Origin of the sequence: Mycobacterium sp. (assembly GCF_049281135.1) — a bacterium.
Taxonomy (GTDB): domain Bacteria; phylum Actinomycetota; class Actinomycetes; order Mycobacteriales; family Mycobacteriaceae; genus Mycobacterium.
The window spans coordinates 1-1921 of record NZ_JBAPRN010000579.1 but is presented as its reverse complement, the minus strand read 5'-3'; the positions used below and the strand labels follow the sequence as shown (position 1 = coordinate 1921).

Below are 1921 nucleotides of genomic sequence, written 5' to 3'. Positions count from 1 at the left end.
CGCCTGGGCCGTCGAGGATCCGGCGAACCCGACCGCGATCTGGCGTTTCCGGCTTGAGCCCAGGAACGGTGGAACGGAATTGTCGGAGTGGATGCAGATGGGTCCCGCACGCTCAGGGCTGTCGTTCGCGATCGATCGCATGCCGGAAAAGGAACAGAAGATCGTGTTTGTGCGGATGCGCGAGTTCGAACAGAACATGGCCGCCACCCTGGCCCAAATCAAGAAACTGGCTGAAGGCTGATGCGGACCGCCACGACGGTTGAGGCCGCCAGCTTCGATCGCTGGTCGCAGCAACGAGACTTCGCCGTCGAAGCCGAGAAGCTGGGGCTGGACGTTTTGTGGGTCGCCGAGGCCTGGGGGTCGGACGCGCCGTCGGCGCTGGGTTACTACGCGGCAGTGACCGATCACCTGCTGCTCGGTTCGGGCGTCATACAAGTCGGCACTCGGACGCCAGTTGCGGTGGCGCAGGCCGCGATCACGCTGTCCAACCTGTCCGGCGGACGGTTTCTACTCGGCCTGGGTGCGTCCGGTCCACAGGTCATCGAAGGGCTGCACGGGGTTTCGTTTGCGCGCCCCCTGTCTCGTCTTAGGGAAACAGTCGACATCGTGCGTCAAGTGGTCGATGGCGGGAAGATCGCCTATCGGGGCCGTGAGTTCCACATTCCCCGGGCCGGCGGCGACGCCGTTCCGATGAAGTTGTCGATGCGCGCGGAGCACAAGATCCCGATCTACCTCGCGACGCTGTCGCCGGCCATGCTGCGGTTGACCGGTGAAGTCGCCGACGGTTGGCTTGGCACCAGCTTCGTGCCCGAGGGCGCCGAGGCAGCCTACTTCACTCATTTGGATGAGGGGCTGGCCCGCAGCGGGCGCGGCCGCGACGGCCTCGACATCTGTCAGGGGGCCGAGGTGGCCTTCGCGCCCGACGAGGATGCGTTACGGGTCATGGTCGGTAGCCGGAAGAAGGAGCTCGCATTCAGTCTGGGGGGCATGGGATCGGCCTCGACCAATTTCTACAACCAGGCCTATAGCCGGCAGGGCTGGGCTGATGTCGCCACCCAGGTTCGTGAGCGCTGGCAGGCCGGCGACCGAAACGGCGCAGCCGATCTGGTGACCGATGAGATGGTGCTGGCAACCACGCTTGTCGGCACCGAATCCATGGTGCGGCAGCGATTGTCGGTGTGGCGAGACGCCGGTGTGGACACCGTCAGGCTCTATCCGGCGGGTGACACCCTCGACGCCCAGTTGTCAACCTTGGGCAGGGCAATCGACATCGTCCGCGACATCAGTAGTTCTCCGTGATAGTTAGGAGTTGACAGATGCACTGCGTCAGCCGACATGGCGGAGCAGGGTGTCGATCAGCGCGTTGATCGCGGGGCTGGCGCGTTGGGATGCCGCGTAGGCGATTGACAGCGTCCATGTGATGGATGGATGCACGCGAACTGTGCGTAGATCGGGGAAGCGGTTGGCAGCGCTCGCGGGCAGGATGGCGCTTGCCAGTCGGTGCCGGATGAGTTCAGCGGCGATCGCATAATCGGCCACTTCGTAGGCGTTGATCGGGTGGACGCCGGCAGCGGCGAATCCGGCATCGAGGCGCTGCCGTATTCCCCAGCCGAGCGGGAAGTTGATGAAGTCGTGGCCGGCGAGGTCGGCGAGTGCGACTTTTCGCCGATCTGCCAGTGCATGGCTGGATTCGCAGACGAACACCATGGGCTCGCTCATCAGCTCACGCATCGCGACCAGCTGGGACCCCGGCGATGTGATCGACACCAGGGCCATGTCCATTTGACCGTCGACGATGGCGGTCAGATGTCCGGCTGAACCGGTCAGACTTTGCCGCAGGCGAACGGTGATCAATGGATTGGAGCGGCGGAACTCCTCAAGAGCGGCGGGCAGATCCAATGTTCCCCATGACATCAGGGTG

Annotated in this window: 2 protein-coding genes and 1 pseudogene; 2 read left to right on the top strand and 1 reads right to left on the bottom strand. The window is 64.2% G+C overall.

Translation table 11 applies throughout. The annotated features are described in order from the left end of the window. Together WAN02_RS22640 and WAN02_RS22635 are read left to right on the top strand one after the other, a co-directional pair. Positions 1-241 (top strand): annotated as a pseudogene (locus WAN02_RS22640) (SRPBCC family protein); the annotation flags it as partial. Then, complete coding sequence (locus WAN02_RS22635) at positions 241-1299, top strand: LLM class flavin-dependent oxidoreductase (protein ID WP_422266579.1); 1059 nt, start codon at positions 241-243, stop codon at positions 1297-1299. The pseudogene WAN02_RS22640 and the gene WAN02_RS22635, both read left to right, overlap by 1 nt. A gap of 27 nt (positions 1300-1326) precedes the next feature. Here the strand turns inward: WAN02_RS22635 and WAN02_RS22630 are convergent. Beyond that, the coding region (locus tag WAN02_RS22630) for a LysR substrate-binding domain-containing protein (protein WP_422266577.1) at positions 1327-1921 on the bottom strand (595 nt) is incomplete at its 5' end.

What these genes read in the sequence shown, in the direction of transcription:
- WAN02_RS22635 (WP_422266579.1), top strand. Translation starts at nt 241, where the DNA reads ATGCGGACCGCCACGACGGTTGAGGCCGCCAGCTTCGATCGCTGGTCG.